Raw genomic sequence first — 20,321 nt, 5'->3', positions numbered from 1 at the left:
CCGCGAGCCGTTTGACCATCCGCTGCGCCGGAGTAAGTTCCGGATATATGCGAATCATCGATGCCGATGGACATGTCGCCGAGAATTCCTCGCTGGCGATCGAAGCGATCAAGCGTTGGCCCGACCACGTCAAGCCCAGCACAGACCGGCGCCTGCGGCTGATGATCGAAGGCCGCAACTATCCGGAGGATCGCGGCCCGGGCGCCGGCTGTCCGCCCGAACACGGAATCAGCAAGTCGCCCAACATCAACTGCTCGTCACCCGACGGCGTGCTGGGCGACGCCGACCGCGATCACATCGACACGATGGTCCTGTACCCGAGCCTCGGGCTCTGCGCGCCGAGCCTCGAAGACCCGGAATTCGCGGCGGGATTCGCGCGGCTCTACAACCAGTGGATCGCGGATTACTGCGCCTCGTCGGGCGGCCGGTTGCGCGGCGTGGCAGTGACCCCGATCGAGCATGGGCAGCTGGCCATCGACGTCATGACCGAGGCCAAGGACCTCGGGCTGGTGGCGACTCTCGTCCCGCCGGCGCTCAAGTCCCGCAACCTGGACCATCCCGACCTCGACGCGTTCTACGCCGCCGCGGTGGAACTCGGGATGCCGCTGGGCATACACGGAGCGCCCGGAATTCATCTACCCAAAATCGGCGTGGACCGCTTCACCAATTACATCCAGGTGCACTGCATCAGCTTTCCGTTCGACCAGATGACGGCGATGACAGCGATGGTCTCCGGCGGCGTCTTCGAGCGCCATCCCAAGCTGCGCGTCGCCTTCCTGGAAGCGGGCGCCGGCTGGGTTCCGTTCTTCATGGACCGCCTGCACGAGCACTACGAGAAGCGAGGGGATTGGGTCGAACGCGGCTGGCGGCGCGACCCGCACGAATACCTCTCTGCGGGAAACATCTTCGTGACGTGCGAGCCGGAAGAACCGATCCTGCCCGGCGTGATCGACGTGCTGGGCGCCGACTTCATCATGTTCGCCAGCGACTACCCGCATTGGGACGGCGAGTGGCCGGAGAGCACCAAGCACCTGCGCACCCGCGCGGACATCAGCGAAGAGTCGCGGGAGAAGATCGCCAGCCGCAACGCCCAACGCTTTTACGCGCTTAACTGAATCTGACGCCGATCGGCAGGGGCCGAATGGCCCTGCCGGGCATTCCATTCGAATGGCAGGATCTTGCGGCATGGGCCCATTTCTGCTTCGCGCCGCCTTGACGGGTTTTGCCATGTGGATCGTCACCCACTTCGTCCACGGACTGACCTTCGTCGGCGGCAATACGCCGCTGGAACGGATCGGCATCATCTTCGTCGTGGCCCTGATCTTCGGACTGGTCAACGCGTTCATCAGGCCGATCGTTGCGTTCTTGTCCATCCCGCTGTACATCCTGACCCTTGGCCTGTTCCACATCGTCGTCAACGCGTTAATGCTCTGGCTCACCGCACGGATCACCGAACACACCACGCATTGGGGACTGGCGATCGACCACTTCTGGTGGACGGCGATCTGGGCCGCGATCCTGTTGTCGATCGTGAGCTGGCTGCTGTCGCTGGTGGTCCGCGACGTCGACCGGCACACGCGCGGCTGATCCCTCAGCGCGCCTGCCATCGCGGCGGTCGCTTCTCGGCGAAGGCGCGCGGCCCCTCCTTGGCGTCCTCGGTCGCGAAAACCCGGTCGCTGTGCCGAGTCTCGTTGTCGTAGGCCGCTTCGAGGTCGAGCGTCAGCCCTTCGACCGCGGACTGCTTGGTGGCATAGACCGCGAGCGGCGCGTTGGCGGCGATGCGCTGCGCATAGTCGTAGGCGGTGTCCATCAACCGCTCGGCCGGCACGACTTGGTTCAGCAGCCCCATTGCCAGGGCTCGCGGCGCGTCCACCATGTCGGCGGTCAGCAGCAGCTCCATCGCCAAGGCGTAGGGGATCTGCCGCGGCAGCCGCACCGTGCTGCCGCCGCCGGCGAACAAGCCGCGTTTGGGTTCCATCACGGCGAACCGCGCTTCGGGCACCGCGACGCGGATGTCGGTGCAGCCCAACATTTCAAAGCCACCTGCGACACATGTTCCGTTCACGGCTGCGATGATCGGCTTGTACACCGGGAAGCGATGCAACACCGCATGAATTGCGTCGAGTGCGTCCCAGCCATCGGGCTTGGGAAGGTAGCCGGTGAGTTCGGGAATGAATTTCTTCAGATCCGCTCCGGTGCAGAAATCTCGCCCGACGCCGGTGACGACAGCAACCCAGGCGCCGTCGTCGTCACGGAAGCCGGCCCATGCGTGAGCCAAATCGCGGAAATGTTCCATATCCAGCGAGTTGCGTGTCTCGGGACGGTTGATCGTAATGGTGGCAATGTGAGCGTTAAGCGCGTAATCGATGCTCACGGTTGTTCCACCGTTTCGGTTCGTCGTTGCTACCGTTCTTGAAATAGTAAGGCTTTCAGTGACCTTGGCCGTCAGCCGGGCGCAGTAAAACCGGTGGATTTGCACAAATTCACTCGGTAAATCTCAATTGCACATACGCTTAGCAACGACGTGAAAACCGACAGGGTCGGTTTGACGACAACCCTGCCGGCCTTCTCGGGACGAGGACGGCGTCGCCCGATACTGCCCACCACGAACGGGATGTCGCAGAGATGGACACTGCCTCAATTGGAATCGCACGGCCCAACAACGGGTCCTATCTCGGCCATGTGCCAAGCGGCTTGCGCACGGTTACCCGGCGCACCGGTTCCTCGGTAGTCGTCCATGTCGGCGGCGATATCGACGCCAGCAACGAGACCGCGTGGCAGGACGTGCTGAGCCGCGGTGCCGCCGAAACCGTCGCGCCCGGTCCGTTCGTAATCGACGTGTGCGACCTCGATTTCATGGGCTCATGCGGTTATGCCGCGCTGGCGCACGAGGCGGCGCAGTGTCGCAGTCGCGGCGTCACGTTGCGACTCGTTACCAGCCAGCCGATCGTGGCCCGGACCATCGCCGCCTGCGGACTGCGTCCGTTGCTGCCGACGTACGCGTCCGTGGAGACAGCACTATCGCCGGTCAGCGATCACGGCTGACCAGCCGCACCACATCGCGCGCGCAACCCCAGGACAACGTCACGCCATTGCCACCGTGCCCGTAGTTGTGGATGCAGCGCGCCTTCCCGACTGGCTCGGCTTCGAGCCGCACGGCGGGACGATCGGGCCGTAGCCCGGTAATCGTCTCGAGCACCTCGGCCTCGGCAAGCCTCGGCTCGATCCGGCGGCAGCGTGCCAGGATGCGCTCGGTGATGTCGGGTTCGGCGGTGGTGTCCCAGCGATCCGGGATGCTGATCCCGCCACACACCACGCGCCGTGGGTGCGGGAAGTAGCACACCCATTCCGGGCCATTATTGATCTCTAGAAACAATTGCCGCAGACCAGGATTGGCGAGGATGACATGCTGGCCGAACAGCGGCCGCACCGTGTCGTCGCCCACCAGCGCCCGGGCGCCGAGACCGGAACAATTGATCACGATCGGCGCGGCGTCGGCGGCCTCCAGCAGTGACCGCACCGGGTGCTCCTCGATCTCGCCGCCGGCCGCGGCGAGTCGCTGCGTGAGGTAGCCGAGGTAGTGCGGCATGTCGATCATCGGGAGGGTCGCGCGAAACCCGACCTGAAATCCATCGGGCAGATCGGTCGGATCGGCCGGCCGCAACTGCGGGATCAGCTGCGCCGCGGACGACATCGCCTCGGCCGCGGTCAATTCGCCGACGCCGAGCGCCGGCGCCAGCTGCACCCCGGTATCGGGATCGGCGGCCAGTTCGCGAAACACTCCCAGCGAATGTTGGGTCCACGCCATTGTCTTGGTGGCGCGTTCGGCCGGTCGCGGCGGAGCCCAGACCGCACCGGCCACTACCGATGTCGTCTGCTTGGGCATTGCGGCGGTCCACACCCGCACCGGCCACCCGGCTTCGGCCAGGCACAGGGCCGACGTCAGTCCGCAGACTCCCGCACCAACGACGACAATCTGTTCCGTACTGGCCACGGTCAGGTGCCGGGTACCCGCATTCCGTTCGGCCCGAGCAACCCGTTGAGGGTGCCCAGGGTGCCCTGCAGTTGGGCGCCCGCAACCGGCCCGGGGACGTCGGCGGGTGCAGTAGCGTCGGGCGTCAGCTGCCAGGGTTGGCAGCCGTCCGTCTTGAACGCCTTGTCCGTCGGTTCGATCTTGACCACCTGCGGCTTTTTGGTGAGCGAGTTATCGATCAGGGCGCCGTCCGGGTTGGCCGTCCGCTTCCAGTAGCAGGTGCCGTTGCCGACCGGGCCGCCGCTGCTGTAGATGCCCGGCACGATGTCGGTACCCACCGCGTAAAGGCCGTCCTTGTCCATGACCGTCTTCGGCGCGCCGCCCGGCGGCGCGGGTGAGGGCGACGCCGCAGGCGCCGCCGACGATGGCGCGGCCGATTGCCCGGGTGTCGGCCCCGGCGCCGGACCACGTGTGTCGTCCGGGTCGGCGCTGGCCACGACGGTGGACGCGGCGGCCCAGCCCGCGACCATCAGACTCGCCGCAGCCAACCGTGCCGCAGTAGGTACTCCGCCCATAGACACCGAGGGTACCGGGGTCAAGAACCTAATTCACATCTCAGTGAGATCGGCCGAGCAGCATCGAACGCCTAGGGCAGCCGCCGGACCTTGCCGGCGTAACCGAGCGCGTGCTCGTAGGTGTCGAGGTTGTCCCGCGAAATCCTGGCGTGCACCGGGCGCTCGAGAAAGAAACGCAGCACCGGGTTGTAGGCGTGATATGTCTCGTGAAACGTCAGCACGGTGGTGCCGTCGGCCTGCTCCTCGAGCTGGTGATATCCCTCGGCCCGCGACCACAGCGGCGCGCCGACGGCGATGTAGCGCGACAGCTTGTTGAGCTCGGCTTCGGTCACCGTCTCCCACGACCGCGCCCGGCCGCCGGACAGGAGGTACCTGGGGACCGGGAAGACGCAGGTGCGGACCAGGCCCTCACCGGCTTCGTTGCCCTCGTTCAGGATTTCCATGCTGCCGGTCGGCCACTTGAGCACTCGCGGGCGCGGCGCGTTCGGTGGCACCGGGGGATGCAGCACGCGCCACACCTTTTTCGGCGGCGCGTCGACGTGGAATCGCACGGTGTAGGACTGCATCAGCTATTTCCATCAGCCGGTTGCCAGCTGTTCCAGAAGGTGATGGTCTCCGCGGGCGGCCGCTTAGCCGGGCGGAAGTCCGTGCCGATCGTGTAGGCCACGGGGAACAGTGCGGCCTGCGTGACCGTCGGCGGAATGCCAAGCAGTTCGGCCACCTCCTTCTCCTTGAACAGATGCATCGTCGTCCACACCGAGCCGAGCCCGCGCGAGCGCAGCGCCAGCAGAAAACTCCAGCCCGCCGGGATGATCGACGCCCAGGCCGCCGCGGCGATGCCCGGCTCCGCCGAGTCGATGCGCTGGTTCAGACAGGGGATGACATGCACGGGAACCCGTCCCAGCGTTTCGGTCAGGCTCATCGCGCTCTGGTAGACCCGCTGCGTCTGCGGGTCGGTCGCGTTGTCGACCGCGTACGCGAGATACTCCGAGCCGATACTGCGGTAGATCTCGGCGATGGCCGCGCGCTTGTCCGCGTCGGTGATCACCAGCCAGCGCCAGTCCTGTGTGTTGCTGGCCGTCGGCGCCTGCATCGCCAGCTGGATGCACTCCAGAATCACCTCGCGGCCGACCGGCCGGGTCAGGTCGAGACGCTTACGAACCGACCGCGTGGTGCTCAGCAGTTCATCGACGGTGGCGATGTCCATTGGTTCCTTCCGAGTTGGTTAGAGGTCGATGGCGCAGGACTGGTCGACGCCCAGCACGGTCAGGGAACGTCCCAGGCCGAGAAATACCGCCACGCACAGCGTGAGATCCAGGATCTCCTCGTCGGAGAACGATTCCCGAAGTCGTTGGAAGAACACGTCATCCATCGACGCATGGTCGTTGGCGAACCGCTCCGCGAACTCGATGGCGAGGCGTTGACGTGGTGTGTACCCGGGGTAGTCGGCGTAGGCGGCGACGTTGTCGTACAACTCGGGCGCGACACCGGCGTCCAGCACCGACTGTGCGCGAAAGCCCGAGCAGGCCACGCAATCGTTGATCTGCGCAATCCGCATTCTCGCCAGCTCGCGCTCGTCGGCCGGCAGGATGCTCTGCTGATAGGCGCCGCGGATCATCCGTTCGACCATGCCGCCGAGCGGTGGCCGCAGCGTCCAGATCATGGCGGCCTCGCCACCCGGGCCCTCCGGCACGTCAAGCCTTGCCATGGGAGAACTCCTGCCCGGTAAGGACGGTACCGAGTTGAGCAAACCAGATTCTCAAGTCGGCTGTCTAGGTCGGGCGACTAGGCGCAATTGTGCGTATGACTAACCCGGCCTGGACGTGTCAATCCGCCGGGGTTACCGTCCGTTGAGCGGCGTTGCGCCCACCGCCGCGAATGGGAGGTCTGTGCGTGCTGTTCATGCACGAGCTGCACACGGTCCGCGGCCGTAAGGAAGACGAGTTCGAAGCCGCGTTCCGGGACGGCTGGATGCCTATGCTCGGGCGCGGCGACGATGCCCGGTTGCTTTGGTACGCCAACCAGGCGCACGGCAGCGGCCCCGCCTACACGGTCGTGACCGTGACCGCCGTTCGCGACGGCGCGGCGTGGGAGAAGCTGACCCTGCGAGTGCAGAAGGGCGATCTTCAGGACTGGATGCGCGGGCTCGACGAACTCCGCCACGAGGTCGCCGCAAAGCTGCTGATGCCGCTGCCCTGGTCACCGCTGCTGGACGTCCAGTTCGGCGACGTGCCGGTCGACGGGCGAGAGCACGAGATGACCCTCTACATGGAAGACACCATGTGGCCCTACGAGGACAAGTTCGAGGAGTACATCGTCCGCTGCGGCGACGTGTACGCCAGGAGCCTCCAGGAGCCGTCGTCCATGCTGACGATGCATGCGGCATTCCAGCCCGCCCTCGGCAGCCATGTGCGACGTGAGGTGATCCTGATGCAGCGCATCAGCCGTCCGGACGCGCTGCTCGACCTGCTCCGCAGCCATATCCCCGCCGAGTACCGCGCGCCGGGCACCTGGATGTACGACGCCCTGGACCTGCGCGACCAGTGGACCAGCCGGTTGCTGCGCACCTCCGAGTGGTCACCGCTGTATTAAGCCGCGTATGAACATCGGGACGATCCACGACGGCGCCGCCAGCGGGGATCCCGCCCGGGCCGCGTTGATCGTCGGCGGGCAAACCGTCAGTTATGGCGAGCTGGCGACGGCAGTACGGCAGTGTGCTGCGAGCCTGGCCGCCCACGGGGTCGCGCCCGGACAGGGCATCGCCGTCGTCGATGACGCAAGCCTGCTGTCGATCGCCGCATTGCTCGGCGCGGCACGAATCGGCGCCGCACCCGCACTGATGAATCCCGCGCTGACACCGCCGGAATTGCAGGGGCTGCACAAGAATGCCGAGTGCGCCGACGTGGCTGTGGCCGGCGCGCAGTACGTCGAACGGGTCCTGGACGCCGGTGTCCCCACGGCATTGACGCTGACCGAGCTGCTGGGCCGACCGGTTCCCGGCGACGACGCCGTCGCCGTGGATGCCGACGACCGCGACGCGTTGATCCTATTCACCAGCGGCACAACGGGACTCCCGAAACCCGTCAGCATCAGCGGCCGCCAGCTCACCCGGCGCATCACCGGGATGTCGCGTCCCTTCCGGGCCGCCGCGAAACCCTCGGTGAGCATGCTGACCGTCCCGCTGTTCCACGTCGGCGGTGCGCTGGGCGTGCTTGGCAGCCTGTATTCGGGCAACACGGCGGTCGTGCAAACGCGGTTCGGCGCCGGCGAATGGCTGCGCCTAGTGGCAGAGCACCGCGTCAGCACAACCTTCATGGTGCCGACGATGCTGCAGCGGATCATCGACCATCCCGACTTCGCGAGCACCGATCTGTCGTCGCTGATCGCCATTGCCTACGGGGCCGCGGCCGCGCCGCCGAGTCTGGTGCGCAGGGCGATGGCGGTGCTGCCGCACGTGGCGTTGGCCAACGTATTCGGCCAGACCGAAACACTGGGCGCTTACACGACTTTGATGCCCGACGAGCACCGCGACCCGGCGCGCGCCGGCTCCGTCGGCCGCGCCTTACCCGGAGTCGAAGTGCGTGTGGTCGACCCCGATACGGGCAACGACGTCGAGACGGGGGCGGTCGGCGAGTTGTGGGTGAACACCTCCCAGAACGTCACCGAGGGCTGGCTGCGCACCGGCGATCTCGCCCGCCAAGATGCCGATGGCTACATCTTCCCCAGCGGCCGACTGAAGGACACAATCAATCGCGGGGGAGAGAAATTCGGACCGATCGAGGTCGAGGAAGCATTGCGCTCACATCCGGCAGTCAGTGACGTCGCCGTCGCCGGGATCGCCGACGACGAGTTGGGGCAACGAGTCGGTGCGGCAGTCGTGGCGTGCGCCCCGGTGACACTCGACGAGTTGCGGGCACACTGTCGGGAATTGATCGCCTACTTCAAGCTCCCCGAGCGATTGGCGGTCATGGAAAACATCCCGTACAGCGCAACCGGCAAGGTCAACCGCGATCAGCTCGCCACCCTGATCGCCGATGAGGCCTAGGAGTCCAAGTGCTGTTTCTGCATGAGACCCACAAGGTGGTGGGCACCCGGGAAGACGAATTCGAGGCCGCTTATCGCGAGGGTTGGATGCCCACGCTGGCCAATGGCGACAATGCCCGACTGCTCTGGTACACCAACCATGCCCACGGCACCGGGCCTTCCTACACCGTCGTCACGATCACGGGCATCACGGACGGTGCCTCCTGGGAGAGGCTGGCGCAGCGCGCCCAGCACGGCGATCTGCAACCGTGGATGCGCGAACTGGACAACCTGCGCCACGAGGTGACGGGCAAGCTGCTGTTGCCGGTGGAGTGGTCGCCGTTGCAGTCGGTCGATCTTTCGACCGTGCCCACCGACGCTGGAACTCATCCGCTCAGCCTCTTCATGGAAGACACCGGCTGGCCGTCGGCGCCGCTCGACGACTACATCCGCTCCTGGAACGACATCTACTATCGGCCGCTGTCCGCGGCCCCGGCACGCATGCGCATCCTGGACATCCAGGCCTGTTTCCAAATAGCGCACGGAAGCCATCAGCGACGAGAAGCCGTGCTGTGGCAGAAGATCGACGACTCCAACAACTACGCGGCGCTTGTCCATCTGCTGACCAAAGAGGTGCCTCCCGAATACCGCGGGCCCGGCAGCTACATGTTCGAAGCGCTCAAGTATCGCGATCAGTGGGAGAGCCGGTTGCTGCGGACGTCGAACTGGTCGCCGTTGTACTAGGCCTCACGACCCAGAATCCGGACGGCGTCACGCGCCATGTCGCGCACGATGTCGCCGGCCGGTCGAATATCGCGGACGAGTCCGATCGCCTCGCCGACGAGTATGGCAGCGGCATCGAAATCCTCTGCGGCCACGGCCTTCTCGAAGGTCTCCACCGCTTCGGGCAGGGCCGCCGACAGCTGGTCCTCGTTTCCGTGCCAGGTGTCGAGGAATCGGTTGCCCAGCGCTCGCGCATTGTAGTCGGCGGGCCAATCAAGCTGTCGCACAACGTCGTACACCCTGGTTCGGAAAGTATCGTCTCCGCTGGCCGCCACGACCCGCTGGTGAGCCCGTGGCGACACCAGCGCTTCGGTGCTGGCCCACAACCTGGTGCCGACCAGCCCACCGTCGGCCCCCAGCGCCAATGCCGCCGCAAGCCCACGGCCGTCGGCGATACCGCCGGCCGCCACCACCAGTGTTGCGGGAGAACGCGCGGCGACGAGGTCGACGACATCGGGCACCAGCGTGAAGGTGGACCGGACGGTCATGCCGTGGCCGCCCGCCTCGCCGCCCTGCGCGACGACGATGTCCGCGCCGCTGTCCAGGGCCGCGCGCGCGTGCTCGAGGTTCTGCACCTGGGCAATCAGCACAACGTCCGCGGCCCGAACGCGTTGCGCGAATGGCCGAAGATCACCGAACGACAACATGATTGCGGCCGGCTGACGCTCCAGGGCCTGATCGAGCAGTTCGGGCCGTTGGGCCAGGCTCCAGGTGATGAACCCGCATCCGACCAACGCGGCCCCGGCCTGGTCGAATTCGCGCCGCAGCCAATCGGCGTTGCCGTACCCACCACCGATCAAGCCAAGCCCGCCGGCCGCCGTCACTGCCGCCGCGAGTCGGCCGCCGGAGGCCATCGCCATCGGCGCGAGCAGAATCGGGTGTTCGATGCCGAACAACTCGGTCAGCCGGGTGTTCACTGCAGTTCCCCGGTGAGGAACTGCGCCCGACCGTGACCGAAAGACCAGTCCTCGTCTCCGTTTTCGGCGATCGACACGATCAGATCGGCCGGGTCGACCCCGCATCGCCGGGCGAGGTTGGTCGCCAACAGATCGTAGAACCGCTCCTTCATGGCGCGGGTGCGTCGGCGACTGATCACGTGCACAATCACCAGCCGAGCCGAGCGCTCGATGCCCAGACCGGTGTCCCAGGCCACGATCTCGTGCTCGGGGTGGGTCCGCACCACCTGGTACCGGTCACCCGGCGGCACCGCGAACGCTCCGATGACGGCGTCATGCGCGGCGTCCAGCAACGTCTGAACCTCCGACGGGGTGCGCCCTTCGATCAGGTCGATGTACAGCAACGGCATTTTCTCTCCTCTGGTCCATACGCCTCGGGTACGACGGTAAGGCCACGACAAACGGGAGTGAAATGCCTGTCGCACGACATCTATGCTTGTCAGGCATGGGCGTGCTGGACAGCGGCCGAGTGGAGTTGCGACACCTGCGGGCGTTCGAAGCGGTGGCGCGATTGCAGTCCTTCACGCAGGCGTCCGATGAGCTCACGATCACCCAACCCGCGCTGACCCGCACCATCCAGCAGTTGGAAGACGCGCTCGGCGTCACCCTGCTCGATCGCAGCTCCCGGCACGTCGAGATGACCGACGCCGGACGGACGTTTTTCGAGCACGTCGAACGGGTGCTGGCCGAATTCGAGCGCGGCGTGGATGCCGTGCGGCGTCAGGCGAGTATTCGCCTCGGGTTCAGTTGGTTGTTGCCCGACCCGTGGGCCCAAGACACCGTCGCCCGATTTGAACGGGCCAGCGCAACGACGGTCAGTTTGATCCGCACCGACGATGCGCTGGCCGCGGTGCAGCAGGGGAGAGTGAACATCGCGGTGGTGCGCGGCCAGGTGGCCTCGACCACCGTGCGGGTCGTGCACCTGTTCAACGAGGCACGGGTGGCGGTGTGCTCGGTGCACTCCCGCCTGGCGCGGCAGGCGCAGTTGGATTGGGCCGACGTCCCGCGATGGCCACTGGTGGTCAACGTCGCCAGCGGCACCACCGGACCGTGGTCGTGGCCGGCGGGCGAGGGCCCGCGAACTGTCGTGGAGACATCGAATTTCGACGAGTGGATCGAATCGGTTGCCGCCGATCGTGGCATCGGGGTTATCCCGGACGTCGCCGTCCGGCGCAACATTCATCCCGGCGTTCGGTTCATCCCATTGCGGGGCGCACCGCAGAGCCCGGTCGCCCTGGCCTTCCTGCCGCGCGCCCGCAATGCCGAGCTACGCCGCTTCGTGGAGGCCGCGGTGGCGAGCGCCGCTGCCTATGACCCCTGAAATCTGTTGTGCACTAATGCGTTTCGATGTTCATCCACGGCCTGCAGCGGCCCCCATCGCGAACGCCGACGGCGGATCAGGCCAGCGATGCCAGACCGGAGCGAACCAGATCGATACTGGCCGCCACCAGCTCGCCGAGGTCGTCGGTACAGCCGTTGCGGCCCCACTGCTCCACTGCCACAACGAGAGCCGCCGCCAGGGCCGAGCCCGCGACCTTGGCACCCAGTTCGATGTTGGGCACGTCCGGATTCCGCTTGTTGACGAAATCGGTCAGCACGGCGGCGAACGAGGACTGCACCACCCGCAAGTGGCCGGCGATCCGTTCGGCAGTGATCAACTCGGTGCGCGCCGTCGCGGCCTGCCGGACCACTTCGAGGTCGTGCGGGAAGGCCGCAACACTGGACAGCACCGCGTCGAAGAGCGACTCGGAGGCCGGTCGTTGCGCAAGAGCCTCGGCCAGCCATTCCAACTGCGACTCGTAGTCCTGGAACAGCACCGACTCCTTGGTCGGGAAGTGCCGGAAGAAGGTGCGTTCGGTAACACCGGCCTCGGCCGCCAGCTCGGTGACCGTCACGTTCGCAAAGCCTTTGCGGGCGAAGCTTTTTAGCGCGGCTTGGCGCAACGCCTCGTGTGTCGAGCGGCGGCGCTGCTCGTGGCGATTCATCGGAACGGTCATGGCAGGCCGATCGTATCTCACCGTTTGCGTCAGAACTGACATCTTCCAATTGTGTCAGTACTGACATATTCTTGTCACGCGCACACCACCGACGGAGGGCAGGCCAAGACCATGAGCACAACGACATACGACGCAATCGTGGTGGGCGCCGGACACAACGGGCTGACCGCCGCGGCGATCCTGCAGCGCGCCGGCCTGCGAACCGTGTGTCTGGAAGCCAACACCTACGCCGGCGGCATGGCGGCGACGGTCGAATTGATCGACGGCTTCCGCTACGAGATCGCGGGCTCGGTGCAGTTCCCGACCGCGAGCCAACTCACCAAGGACCTCGGACTCGACACGCTGCCCGCGATCGAGCCCGAGGTGATGTCGATCAACATCGGCGAAAACGGTGAAGAGCCGATGGTCTTCTATCGCGACCCGATGCAGTTGATGGCTCATCTGAACGACAAGCACGGCATGGAAGCCGTCACGGGGATGGCAGAGCTGATCGGCTGGAGCCAGGCGCCCGCACGGGCGCTGGGCCGCTTCGATGTGTGCCAGCCGCCCAAGACGATCGACGAAATGTACGCCTGCGCAACCAATGACGCTGAACGCCGAGCGATTCACGAGATGCTGTTCGGCTCGGCGATGGACGTGATCGACCGCTACCTGCCGGACCAGGACAAGCATTCGGTGATGCGCGGCATGCTGGCGTTCCTGGCGGTCAACTCCACCTATCGCGGCCCCTACACACCGGGCAGCGCGGCGTGCCTGGCATTTGCGCTGGCGGTACCCGACGACAGCACCGCGATGATGACCAAACTCAAGGGCGGTATCGGCGCGCTCACCGAACACCTGCGCGAGCTCTTCGTCTCGCACGGCGGAGAGATCCGCTTCCGCACCAAGGTCGAGGAGATCCTCGTCGAGAACGGGAAGGTGACCGGCGTACGCCTGCGCGACGGTTCGACGGTCTCGGCGCCGATCGTGGTCTCCAATCTTTCGCCCGATGTGACGCTCACCGAACTCATTGCGCCCGAACATGTTCCGGCAGAGTTGGTCTCACGTGTGTCCGGACGCGATCATCGCGCCTCATTCGTGCAGCTTCATTTCGCACTCGACGGGCTGCCCGAGTTCGCACCACCGTATGAGTTCCTCAACGAAGAGGGCATGCAGCAGTCGGTCGGGATCTTCGGCTCACCGGAAACCCAGCAGCGGCAGTGGGAGATCTGCCGGCGGGGCCTCGTTCCGGACAACCCGTCGATGGGCATGCAAATCCCGTCGGTGCACGATCCCGCGATGGCGCCACCCGGCAAGCACGCGGCCAGCGCATATGCTTACGCGTTTCCGGTCGAAGTCGACCGCGACCAGCACGGCCACCTGAAAAACGCTATGGCACAGCGTGTTATCGACAAGATCACCAAATTCGCGCCGAACTTCAAAGACATCGTGATCCGTCATATCACGTTCGCGCCGTATCACATGAACACCATGTTCGGCGCCCCCGCCGGGGACTTCTGTCACGGTCTGTTGCACCCGGATTTGATGGGACCCAACCGTCCCGGCCCGAAGGGCTTTCTGGACATGCCGATTCCGATCGATGGTCTATACCTGGGCGGCGCGGGATGCCACGGCGGCCCGGGTATTACGTTCACTCCCGGCTACAACGCGGCCTATCAGATCCTGGACGACCGGTAGCCGATCAGCCGCCGAACGTTCCGGTCAGCTGGGCCTGGGCGGTCGCGGCGTCGGCGATGGTCTGCGCGGCTCGCGCACCGGCCAGTCCGCCGGGGAGCTGGTAGTCGTTGGGAAGCTGGTAGAGCGTGAAGCGGTAGTGATGGGTGCCGGTGCCCGCGGGCGGACAGGGTCCCTTATAGGCGGACTGGCCCGCCGTGTTCGGCAGCGTGCTCCCGCCGCCGGGCGTCTGACCGTCCGAGGTGCTGCCGGATCCCAACGGTATCCCGGTCACGATCCAGTGGATGTACACCCCGTTTACTGCGTCCGGATCGTCGACAACCAGTGCCGCCCCCAGCGGCGCCGACCACGTCAACGGCGGCGCGACATCGGCCCCTTTGCAGGTGTATTGCGCAGGTATGGGCGCGCCGTTCGCGAAGGCCGGACTGCTGATCGTCAACGGCGCGCCCGGCGCCGCGCTCACAACGGCGGCGCCACCGTTGCCGGTCACCGCAAGCATCAATGCCAGTCCGCCGATGGCCAAGCCGATTCGCCGAGCAGCGCTGCACGCCATACCGACCAGTGTCGCCAACTGCGGCCCGAGAGGCTAGCCGTCTAGCCGCCCTTTTTGACTTCGAGCACTCGCTCGCGAAGCCCCTTGGTCGCGGTGTCCATCAGACCCTTGGTTCCCTTCCTGATCAGAAACCCGGGCACCGGCACCGTGAGATCCACGGTCAAGTCGAAGCGGACCCTGGTGGAATCGCCGTCGGGGGTGAGCGTGTACCGGGCGTCCTGTGCCCGTTGCTGTTTGGCTCTCACCAGCGTCCAGCTCACCCCGTCGTCGTGCACGGTGTAGGCGAGCTCCTGTTCTTCGCTGATTCCCACGATCTTGACGACCTGCCGGGATCGGATGGGATGTCCCTGGTCATCGCGCTCCAAGACTTCGACTTTCTGATGAGCCGATGACCACTCGGGCAAGGATTCGATATCGAAGAGCACGTCCATGATCTCGTCGGGAGTCGCCTCGATAACGAGTTCGCGTGAATCGGAGACAGCCATCCTCGGAAGATAACCCGGTGCCGCAGCTGCCCAAACGGGTCGACCTACGGCACCAGAACCACCTTCCCGATGTTCTCGCGCGCCGCCAGGATCCGGTGCGCGGTGGGCGCTTCGTCGAACGGGACGGCCGCATGCACGATCGGCGCGATGGTGCCGTCGTGCAGTGCCTGGTTCAACGGAGTGATCCACGGCTCCAGCGTGCCGCGGTCGTCCCACAGCCGCAGCATGTTCAGGCCGATCACCGTCTTCGACTCGGAGAGCTGGTCCATCAGATTGAATCCGCGCAGCATCGACAGCACCTGCGGGGCCGCCCGGCGCAGCGAGCGCTTCTCACCCTCTTGCAGCGACGAAACGCCGTAGCCGACAAGCCTTCCGCCGGGTCGCAGCAATCGGTACGACCGTCGCAGCGACGTGCCGCCGAGGGCGTCGAGGATGAGGTCGTACGGGCCGACGTCCTGCCACCAGCCGTCACGGCGGTAGTCGATCGCCCGGTCCACGCCGAACTCGGCGAGCTTGCCGTGTTTGCCCGGCGATGCGGTGCCGTGCACTTCGGCCCCGGCGGCCTTGGCGAACTGGATGGCCGCGGTCCCAACGCCGCCGGCCGCGGCGTGAATCAACACCCGCTCACCGCGGCGCAGCGAACCGTAGCCGTGCAACGCCGCCCACGCGGTTGCGTGGTTGACCGGGACCGCCGCGCCTTGTTCGAAGCTCATCGCGTCGGGCAGTGCCACGGAATCGCTCGCGGCCACGTTGACGGTTTCGGCATAGCCCCCGAATCGTGTTCCCGCCAACACCCGTTCGCCGACACGGTCGGGGTCGACGTCCTCGCCGACGGCCGCGACGACGCCGGCGACTTCGTAACCGACGACCGCCGGAAGTTTTGGAGCATCGGGATACAGCCCGACGCGGGCGAGGTGATCGGCGAAGTTCACTCCCGCGGCCCGGACCGTAACCTGCAACTGACCCCGCCCGGGCGGGGGTGGGTCCGGGCGCTGCTGCACCTGCAAGACCGACGGGTCTCCGTGCTTGGTGATCACGACAGCGCGCATCACGATTCCTCTGCTGCGTCGGCCAGCGCGGCCAGCCGTCCGCGCCAGAACTTCGCGAAGGGGTGCAGCCACTCGCCGAGTTCGGCGAGTGGCTCCGGGGTGAGGCGGTAGATCCGGCGGCGGCCTTGCGGCTCGTCGGCGACCAGGCCGGCGTCGCGCAGCACCTTGAGGTGCTCGGCGACCGCGGGGCGGCTGAGGTCGAAACGCTCGCTGAGTTTCCCCGCGGAAAGTTGCTGCCGAGTCAAAATCTCCAACAGTTCGCGTCGCACCGGATTCGCCAAGGCGAGAAAAACGCGATCCGAAGTGCCCACGCCCAGCACTATATGTCGGAAATTCCCGACACGTAAATCGCCCTGCGCCATCCGCCCGCTAAATTGCTGTTTATGCGATTCACCTGGGAACGACTGACCACCAGCGTGCACCGCTGCCGGCTTCCGTTCTGCGACGTCACCGTGGGCTTGGTGCGCGGACGCGCTGGCGCACTACTCGTCGATAGCGGCACCACGATGACCGAGGCGGCCGCGATCGACGAGGACGTCCGACAGCTGACCGGAGGCCCAGTCACACATATTGTGTTGACGCACAAGCATTTCGACCATGTACTGGGCTCTTCGTATTTCACCGACGCCGAGATCTACTCCGCGCCGGAGGTTGTCGATTACCTGTCGTCGGCCCACGACCAGATTCGCGCCCACGCCCTGAGTTATGGTGCGGACGCCGCCGAGATCGACCGGGCAATTGCGGCGCTGCGGCCGCCGCAGCACGGTGTCTACGACGCGGTTGTCGACCTCGGCGACCGCGACGTGAGAATCACCCACCCGGGGCGCGGCCACACCACGTCGGACTTGATCGTGGTGGTGCCCGGGTTGGACGAGCACGATCACCGCGTCGTGATGTTCACCGGTGACCTCGTCGAAGAGTCCGCCGACCCGTTCGTCGATGCCGACTCCGATGTGGCGGCCTGGCCGACGACGCTCGATCGGGTGCGGGCGATCGGTGGACGAGAAACGATCTACGTCCCGGGCCACGGCAAGATCGTCGACGCGGAGTTCATCCGCCGCCAACGAGCTTGGCTACAACAACGTTCGGGCTAGGCGGTCGCGACCGTGCACGCGGCGATGAGTGCGTCCGGATCGGTCACGCTGAGCACCAACGAGCGCAGCGCCACCGATCTCAGCGGGACTTTCGCCGTTACCGGCGGCTCGATGGTCAATGCCACTAATCCTTTGCCCGAACCGTTGACCAGCCAGCGGCCATTCGAGTAGTGCACGCCCGCGGTGAACGTGCGCTCGTCGGAGGCTTCGGCGCGGGTGATCGACGCGATCGGGATATGGGCGTCGAACGCCCAGCCCATCTTGACGTGGAGCGTCCCGTCAACGACGCTCACCTCGCTGGTCTTGGGCCCGAGTCCCAGCGGCGTAGACAACAGCACATACCAACGCTCGTACCGCAATTCCGTCTGCACCGGACAAACCTTACTCGAAGTTTGCTGGGTCGGCTTGTTTTCGTTGATTTATTCGTCTGCGCAGTTTGCTGTTCCGGGTGCCGAACCGGAGTCCGCGGAAACGTCACGGCGAAAGACTTGCCGAAAAGCGTTGCACCGCAATCTCTTAGGTGTTCCACACGCACGCCGGCGCGCGGCGCAGCCATTCGGAGTACGCCGTGTGACAACAGTTTTGGCCCGGCTCGGCAAGCGGCGAATTACCCATGATTGAAATCTCAGGTACAGGGATAGACTCACGGTCAGCGGACTCGCGCTGGAAGGGGAGCGTAAAGCCATGGCCATCATCGACGCGGACACTGAGGTCCCCGCACCGTTCGACGAAGACGTCGCCGCCACGCAGCGATACTTCGACGATCCACGCTTTGCCGGAAAGACGCGCCTCTATACGGCCCGCCAAGTAGTAGAGCAACGCGGCACGATACCGACCGACTACCCCGTGGCCCGGGAAGCCGCCGCGGCCTTCTATCCCCGCCTGCGTGAGCTTTTCGCGGCGAAGAAGAGCATCACCACCTTCGGCCCGTACTCGCCCGGGCAGGCCGTGAGTATGAAGCGCATGGGCATCGAGGGGATCTACCTCGGCGGCTGGGCAACCTCGGCCAAGGGGTCCACCACCGAAGACCCGGGGCCCGACCTGGCCAGCTATCCGCTGAGCCAGGTGCCCGAGGATGCCGCGGTGCTGGTGCGCGCGCTGCTGACCGCCGACCGAAACCAGCAGTACCAGCGGCTGCACATGAGCGAGCAGCAGCGTGCGGCGGCCAAGGAGCACGACTACCGGCCGTTCATCATCGCCGACGCCGACACCGGCCACGGCGGTGACCCGCACGTGCGCAACCTGATCCGCCGCTTCGTGGAAGTCGGCGTGCCCGGCTACCACATCGAAGACCAACGTCCGGGCACCAAGAAGTGCGGTCACCAGGGCGGCAAGGTTTTGGTGCCGTCCGACGAACAGATCAAGCGCCTCAACGCCGCCCGCTTCCAGCTCGACGTCATGCGGGTACCAGGCATCATCGTCGCCCGAACCGACGCCGAGGCGGCGAACCTGATCGACAGCAACTCCGACGAGCGCGACCAAGCGTTCCTGCTCGGCGCGACCAACTTGGACATTCCGTCCTACAAGGCCTGTTTCCTGGCGCTGATGCGGCGCTTCTACGAGCTGGGCGTCAAGGAGCTCAACGGCCATCTTCTCTATGCGCTCGCCGACGGCGAGTACGGCATCGCCAACGCCTGGCTCGAGCGCCAGGGCATCCTGGGCCTGGTCTCCGATGCGGTCACCCAGTGGCGGCAGGACGGCCAACACTCGATCGACGACCTCTTCGACCAGGTCGAGTCGCGGTTCGTCGCCGCCTGGGAGGACGACGCCGGGCTGATGACCTACGCCGATGCCGTGGCGGAAGTGTTGGCATTCGGCGAAAGCGAACACGACGAACCGGCGACCATGAGCCCCGACGAGTGGCGCAAGTTCGCCGCCCGGACGTCGCATTACGCGGCTCGCGAGAAGGCCCGCGAGCTGGGTGCCGCGCCGGACTGGAGCCCCGAGCTGGCCAGGACGCCCGAGGGCTACTACCAGGTGCGCGGCGGCATTCCCTACGCGATCGCCAAATCGCTTGCCGCGGCGCCGTTCGCCGACATCCTCTGGATGGAGACCAAGACCGCGGACCTGGCCGACGCCAAGCAGTTCGCCGACGCGATTCACGCCGAGTTCCCCGACCAGATGCTGGCCTACAACCTCTCGCCGTCGTTCAACTGGGACACCACCGGCATGACCGACGAAGAGATGAAGCAGTTCCCGGCGGAGCTGGGCAAGATGGGCTTCGTCTTCAACTTCATCACCTACGGCGGGCACCAGATCGACGGCGTCGCCGCCGAGGAGTTCGCCACCAACCTGCGCCAGGACGGCATGCTGGCGCTGGCCCGGCTGCAGCGCAAGATGCGCCTGGTCGAGTCGCCCTACCGCACGCCGCAGACGCTGGTCGGTGGGCCGCGCAGCGACGCCGCGCTGGCCGCGTCGTCGGGCCGCACCGCGACCACCAAGGCGATGGGCAAGGGCTCGACCCAGCACCAGCATCTGGTGCAGACCGAGGTGCCCAAGAAGCTGCTGGAGGAGTGGCTGGCGCTCTGGAGCGAGCACTACCAGCTGGGCGAGAAACTTCGGGTCACGCTGCGGCCCCGCCGCGCCGGCTCGGACGTGCTGGAGCTCGGGATCAGAGGCGAAGGTTCTGACCCTCAAGAACAGCTGGCCAACGTCGTCGTCGACCCGATCAAGGACCGGCACGGCCGCAGCATCCTGCAGGTGCGCGACCAGAACACCTTCAGCGAGAAGCTGCGCCAGAAGCGGCTGATGACGCTGATCCACCTTTGGCTGGTGCATCGCTTCAAGGCCGATGCGGTCTATTACGTGACGCCGACCGAGGACAACCTGTATCAGACCGAGAAGATGAAGTCGCACGGGATCTTCAGCCAGGTCTACCCCGAGGTTGGCGAGATCATCGTCGCCGAGGTGAACAAGCCGCGCATCGCCGAGCTGCTCAAGCAGGATCGGGTGGCGCTGCGCAAGCTGATCACCAAGGAAGACTAGCCGGCACGGCCGACCGGCCCGCGAAACTGTTTGGCGGGCCAGGATTTCGTGATGCCGCGGGTTCACCGCGCCGCGATTAGTGCTCTTGACGGACGACGGCGTCGTTGTGCTGTACGCGCACTGGGCGCGCAGCGCGATAACCGCCAAACGTGAAAGCAATCACACTGGGCACTT

Annotated in this window: 24 protein-coding genes; 10 read left to right on the top strand and 14 right to left on the bottom strand. The window is 66.0% G+C overall.

Translation table 11 applies throughout. The features are described 5' to 3' along the window. The first annotated feature begins 47 nt into the window (after positions 1-47). A complete protein-coding gene (locus SKC41_RS18105) occupies positions 48-1,115 on the top strand; it encodes an amidohydrolase family protein (RefSeq protein WP_330979076.1) in 1,068 nt (355 codons plus the stop codon). Between the two features lie 70 nt (positions 1,116-1,185). Next, positions 1,186-1,587 (top strand): phage holin family protein, encoded by a 402-nt coding sequence (locus SKC41_RS18100; RefSeq protein WP_330979075.1) that lies wholly within the window; start codon positions 1,186-1,188, stop codon positions 1,585-1,587. A gap of 4 nt (positions 1,588-1,591) precedes the next feature. Here SKC41_RS18100 and SKC41_RS18095 read toward each other — a convergent pair whose 3' ends face one another. Further along, positions 1,592-2,374, bottom strand: coding sequence for an enoyl-CoA hydratase/isomerase family protein (locus SKC41_RS18095; protein WP_330979074.1), 783 nt, complete (start codon positions 2,372-2,374; stop codon positions 1,592-1,594). 251 nt (positions 2,375-2,625) lie between these two features. Between SKC41_RS18095 and SKC41_RS18090 the strand changes: the two genes are divergently transcribed. Further along, a complete protein-coding gene (locus SKC41_RS18090; protein WP_330979073.1) occupies positions 2,626-3,045 on the top strand; it encodes an anti-sigma factor antagonist in 420 nt (139 codons plus the stop codon). Here SKC41_RS18090 and SKC41_RS18085 read toward each other — a convergent pair. The 5 genes from SKC41_RS18085 to SKC41_RS18065 form a co-directional block, all read right to left on the bottom strand. Further along, entirely contained in the window at positions 3,029-3,994 is a 966-nt protein-coding gene (locus SKC41_RS18085) for an FAD-dependent oxidoreductase (protein ID WP_330979072.1), read from the bottom strand. The genes SKC41_RS18090 and SKC41_RS18085 overlap by 17 nt on opposite strands. Before the next feature lie 2 nt (positions 3,995-3,996). Next, on the bottom strand, positions 3,997-4,548 hold the full coding sequence (locus tag SKC41_RS18080; protein WP_330979071.1) for a hypothetical protein: 552 nt from the start codon (positions 4,546-4,548) through the stop codon (positions 3,997-3,999). 71 nt (positions 4,549-4,619) lie between these two features. Beyond that, positions 4,620-5,114: an SRPBCC family protein gene (locus SKC41_RS18075; RefSeq protein ID WP_330979070.1), complete on the bottom strand. Its 495-nt coding sequence runs from the start codon at positions 5,112-5,114 to the stop codon at positions 4,620-4,622. Then, the gene (locus SKC41_RS18070) at positions 5,114-5,755 is read right to left on the bottom strand and encodes a nitroreductase family protein (RefSeq protein ID WP_330979069.1); all 642 of its coding nucleotides are present in this window, start codon (positions 5,753-5,755) and stop codon (positions 5,114-5,116) included. Before SKC41_RS18070 ends, SKC41_RS18075 begins: the two co-directional genes overlap by 1 nt. Positions 5,756-5,773: 18 nt before the next feature. Next, a complete protein-coding gene (locus tag SKC41_RS18065; protein WP_330979068.1) occupies positions 5,774-6,256 on the bottom strand; it encodes a carboxymuconolactone decarboxylase family protein in 483 nt (160 codons plus the stop codon). A gap of 194 nt (positions 6,257-6,450) precedes the next feature. Here SKC41_RS18065 and SKC41_RS18060 point away from each other — a divergent pair, with 194 nt between their 5' ends. Genes SKC41_RS18060 through SKC41_RS18050 form a run of 3 tightly spaced genes read left to right on the top strand, consistent with a single transcriptional unit; the run spans position 6,451 to position 9,315 of the window. After that, entirely contained in the window at positions 6,451-7,140 is a 690-nt protein-coding gene (locus tag SKC41_RS18060; protein ID WP_330979544.1) for a hypothetical protein, read from the top strand. Positions 7,141-7,147: 7 nt separating this feature from the next. After that, entirely contained in the window at positions 7,148-8,593 is a 1,446-nt protein-coding gene (locus SKC41_RS18055) for a class I adenylate-forming enzyme family protein (RefSeq protein ID WP_330979067.1), read from the top strand. 8 nt (positions 8,594-8,601) lie between these two features. After that, positions 8,602-9,315 carry a hypothetical protein gene (locus SKC41_RS18050; RefSeq protein WP_330979066.1) on the top strand — a complete coding sequence of 238 codons (714 nt, stop codon included), beginning with the start codon at positions 8,602-8,604 and terminating at the stop codon, positions 9,313-9,315. On the opposite strand, the gene SKC41_RS18045 is transcribed toward SKC41_RS18050, so the two are convergent. Together SKC41_RS18045 and SKC41_RS18040 are read right to left on the bottom strand one after the other, a co-directional pair. Continuing rightward, positions 9,312-10,271, bottom strand: a complete 960-nt coding sequence (locus SKC41_RS18045) for an NAD(P)H-dependent flavin oxidoreductase (protein WP_330979065.1) — start codon at positions 10,269-10,271, stop codon at positions 9,312-9,314. The genes SKC41_RS18050 and SKC41_RS18045 overlap by 4 nt on opposite strands. Further along, the gene (locus SKC41_RS18040; protein WP_330979064.1) at positions 10,268-10,660 is read right to left on the bottom strand and encodes a tautomerase family protein; all 393 of its coding nucleotides are present in this window, start codon (positions 10,658-10,660) and stop codon (positions 10,268-10,270) included. The genes SKC41_RS18045 and SKC41_RS18040 overlap by 4 nt, the downstream gene beginning before the upstream one ends. 95 nt (positions 10,661-10,755) lie before the next feature. On the opposite strand from SKC41_RS18040, the gene SKC41_RS18035 reads away from it, so the two are divergent. Further along, entirely contained in the window at positions 10,756-11,631 is an 876-nt protein-coding gene (locus SKC41_RS18035; RefSeq protein ID WP_330979063.1) for a LysR family transcriptional regulator, read from the top strand. Positions 11,632-11,707: 76 nt separating this feature from the next. Here SKC41_RS18035 and SKC41_RS18030 read toward each other — a convergent pair whose 3' ends face one another. Beyond that, complete coding sequence (locus tag SKC41_RS18030) at positions 11,708-12,307, bottom strand: TetR/AcrR family transcriptional regulator (protein ID WP_330979062.1); 600 nt, start codon at positions 12,305-12,307, stop codon at positions 11,708-11,710. A gap of 111 nt (positions 12,308-12,418) precedes the next feature. Here SKC41_RS18030 and SKC41_RS18025 point away from each other — a divergent pair, with 111 nt between their 5' ends. Next, positions 12,419-13,984, top strand: coding sequence for a phytoene desaturase family protein (locus tag SKC41_RS18025; RefSeq protein WP_330979061.1), 1,566 nt, complete (start codon positions 12,419-12,421; stop codon positions 13,982-13,984). Positions 13,985-13,988: 4 nt separating this feature from the next. Here the strand turns inward: SKC41_RS18025 and SKC41_RS18020 are convergent, their stop codons facing one another. From SKC41_RS18020 to SKC41_RS18005, 4 genes are read right to left on the bottom strand one after another with little or no spacing between them, the layout of a single operon-like run. Continuing rightward, positions 13,989-14,534 (bottom strand): YbhB/YbcL family Raf kinase inhibitor-like protein, encoded by a 546-nt coding sequence (locus SKC41_RS18020; protein WP_442931703.1) that lies wholly within the window; start codon positions 14,532-14,534, stop codon positions 13,989-13,991. Positions 14,535-14,575: 41 nt separating this feature from the next. After that, entirely contained in the window at positions 14,576-15,019 is a 444-nt protein-coding gene (locus tag SKC41_RS18015) for an SRPBCC family protein (protein ID WP_330979060.1), read from the bottom strand. Between the two features lie 44 nt (positions 15,020-15,063). Then, a complete protein-coding gene (locus tag SKC41_RS18010) occupies positions 15,064-16,068 on the bottom strand; it encodes a zinc-binding dehydrogenase (RefSeq protein ID WP_330979059.1) in 1,005 nt (334 codons plus the stop codon). Then, positions 16,068-16,430, bottom strand: a complete 363-nt coding sequence (locus SKC41_RS18005) for an ArsR/SmtB family transcription factor (RefSeq protein WP_330979058.1) — start codon at positions 16,428-16,430, stop codon at positions 16,068-16,070. The genes SKC41_RS18010 and SKC41_RS18005 overlap by 1 nt, the downstream gene beginning before the upstream one ends. A 21-nt stretch (positions 16,431-16,451) precedes the next feature. Here SKC41_RS18005 and SKC41_RS18000 point away from each other — a divergent pair, with 21 nt between their 5' ends. Beyond that, positions 16,452-17,162 (top strand): MBL fold metallo-hydrolase, encoded by a 711-nt coding sequence (locus tag SKC41_RS18000; protein WP_330979057.1) that lies wholly within the window; start codon positions 16,452-16,454, stop codon positions 17,160-17,162. Here SKC41_RS18000 and SKC41_RS17995 read toward each other — a convergent pair. Continuing rightward, positions 17,159-17,533, bottom strand: a complete 375-nt coding sequence (locus tag SKC41_RS17995; RefSeq protein WP_330979056.1) for a hypothetical protein — start codon at positions 17,531-17,533, stop codon at positions 17,159-17,161. The two genes, SKC41_RS18000 and SKC41_RS17995, sit on opposite strands and share 4 nt — an antisense overlap. Before the next feature lie 313 nt (positions 17,534-17,846). Between SKC41_RS17995 and aceA the strand changes: the two genes are divergently transcribed. After that, complete coding sequence (gene aceA, locus SKC41_RS17990; protein WP_330979055.1) at positions 17,847-20,147, top strand: isocitrate lyase ICL2; 2,301 nt, start codon at positions 17,847-17,849, stop codon at positions 20,145-20,147. Positions 20,148-20,321: the final 174 nt, after the last annotated feature.

Source organism: Mycobacterium sp. 050128, from assembly GCF_036409155.1.
Taxonomy (GTDB): Bacteria; Actinomycetota; Actinomycetes; order Mycobacteriales; family Mycobacteriaceae; genus Mycobacterium.
The sequence above is the reverse complement of the archived record's forward strand: the minus strand, read 5'-3'. Positions and strand labels throughout refer to the sequence as shown.